Source organism: Cytobacillus firmus NBRC 15306 (assembly GCF_001591465.1).
In the GTDB taxonomy this organism is placed as follows: Bacteria; Bacillota; Bacilli; order Bacillales; family Cytobacillaceae; genus Cytobacillus; species Cytobacillus firmus.
The window spans coordinates 1-1,705 of record NZ_BCUY01000198.1 but is presented as its reverse complement, the minus strand read 5'-3'; the positions used below and the strand labels follow the sequence as shown (position 1 = coordinate 1,705).

2 protein-coding genes are annotated in these 1,705 nt (G+C 43.7%); both read right to left on the bottom strand.

The annotated features are described in order from the left end of the window. Positions 1-74: 74 nt before the first annotated feature. On the bottom strand, positions 75-1,127 hold the full coding sequence (locus BFI01S_RS21780) for a transposase (protein ID WP_061794432.1): 1,053 nt from the start codon (positions 1,125-1,127) through the stop codon (positions 75-77). Between the two features lie 34 nt (positions 1,128-1,161). After that, positions 1,162-1,632, bottom strand: a complete 471-nt coding sequence (locus BFI01S_RS21775; protein ID WP_061794431.1) for a transposase family protein — start codon at positions 1,630-1,632, stop codon at positions 1,162-1,164. Between the last annotated feature and the right edge of the window lie 73 nt (positions 1,633-1,705).

Below are 1,705 nucleotides of genomic sequence, written 5' to 3'. Positions count from 1 at the left end.
TGGTTCTTACGCGTTTTTGGTGAAATAAACCATACCCTTTTTCCTTTTCTGCTAACTATTTTTTTAAAATAGCATCACAGTTGATACAGGATTCTTTTTTCTAATACTGTCAAACCGGCTCTTCCATATGTCAGCCTTTTTATGGTTTTCAACCGGTTAATTTGTCCCTCTAGTAATCCATTGCTAAAAGGAAGGGTTAGGGCGTTTTTCACAGCCTGTATATCACTTCGCAGACGAAAAGCGTAGTAGTAAAAAGGCCGTTCCCGGCTGCTTAATTGGCCTCTGAGCCACTGAAGAAAACCTTCTACATCACGCGCTTCCACCACAGTCCGGTATTGCTGGATGGTTTGATATATACTCTCTAAAGTGGGATAGTCTTTTAGTGTACGCTGTAAATACGCTGTTTCTTCTTTATTTAATTTTTCAGGCAGCTGCCACAACCAGGCACACAAGCTCCTCCTTGAGATGGATAAAACCTTTTCTCCGGAGGTGTTATGTTTTCTATCTTTCCGAATGCTTTGTACAAATGTTCGAACGCCTGAATAAGTACCGGTATATCCTTCTATTTGAAGAGCAGAATAGATCTCTTTTACGGTATTTCCCTCTTTTTCGAGTTTTCTCATCCGCTCATTAAAAGGGTCTGTCAAACGTGCTCGTTGTCTTTGATAATTAGGAGGGCCCTTCATTTTTGTATACTTTTGAATCGTACGCCAATCCAAATCATACTCTCTTGCCAGCCTGGATAGATTTTTGCCTCGTTTGAATGCCTCTTGTATCTCCTGAACCAGCTCCCACTTCCGTTTTTGCCGGTCACGCGTTTGCTTTTCTGCACGAGTCAAAGGGATTTCTTCGGCTGCATCTGTAGAATCTGACCACGTAATCTTAGCTGGTACAATAGAGGCTGCACAAGTGTCAAGCTGCTTCTTTGCATTTCTAATAAAATGAAACCGGTCATAGATTTGTCTGATAGATGAATCAGCTTGGGTAATCCCTTGGCGAAAGGCGGTGAAGCCGTCCCGGCTGACCACTTGAACAAACGGATTCATTTGAAGCCACGCTGTAACGGTTTCCGGCCGACGGTCGGGCAGAAGTGCTAAAGGTTTATGGGTTTGAAGGTCGCAGATCATCGTGCCGTAAGTATGCCCTTTCTTGAAAGCAAAATCATCCAAACCGAGGAAAGGGTGACACCTCCGGATTAAGTTCTGTCCGCCGAACAATGGCTAATAAGGTATCGTGGCTTACCGGAATGTGTGCAGCGTGCGCCACCTTTTCAGCTGCCAGGCAGCTAGTGGAAAACGCTATTTTTCTTAACAGCTCTTCTGCACGAAAGGTACGTCGGCCATTGGCTGAGATTCCTTCATACCGCTCAGTGAATATCCTAACCGAACAATCCGCCTTGTCACAAAACCATTTTCTTGAAAGGAGATGTAACTCGACCGGTTGACCGCTGACAGGGAGATCCTGTATGATCCGTGCATATCGGCTATGAATTTTTGAAGTGATCTTATTGCATTTTGGACAAGAAACAGAGGACAGGGTGCTTTGAACTGTGAGGAGTAAGGAGTCAGATTCAGATGAAGAAGAAACGTGAATAAGTTCCAGATGAGGATCAGGCGATAACCATGAGATCATAATAAATCTACACCTCCTGAATATTATACTTACCTAATATCCAGAAACCGCCTTCACCAAACAACCGTAAGAA

Bases quoted from the DNA above. Each gene is read 5' to 3' on its own strand.
- BFI01S_RS21775 (WP_061794431.1), bottom strand. From the start codon at position 1,632: ATGATCTCATGGTTATCGCCTGATCCTCATCTGGAACTTATTCACGTT.
- BFI01S_RS21780 (WP_061794432.1), bottom strand. From the start codon at position 1,127: ATGATCTGCGACCTTCAAACCCATAAACCTTTAGCACTTCTGCCCGAC.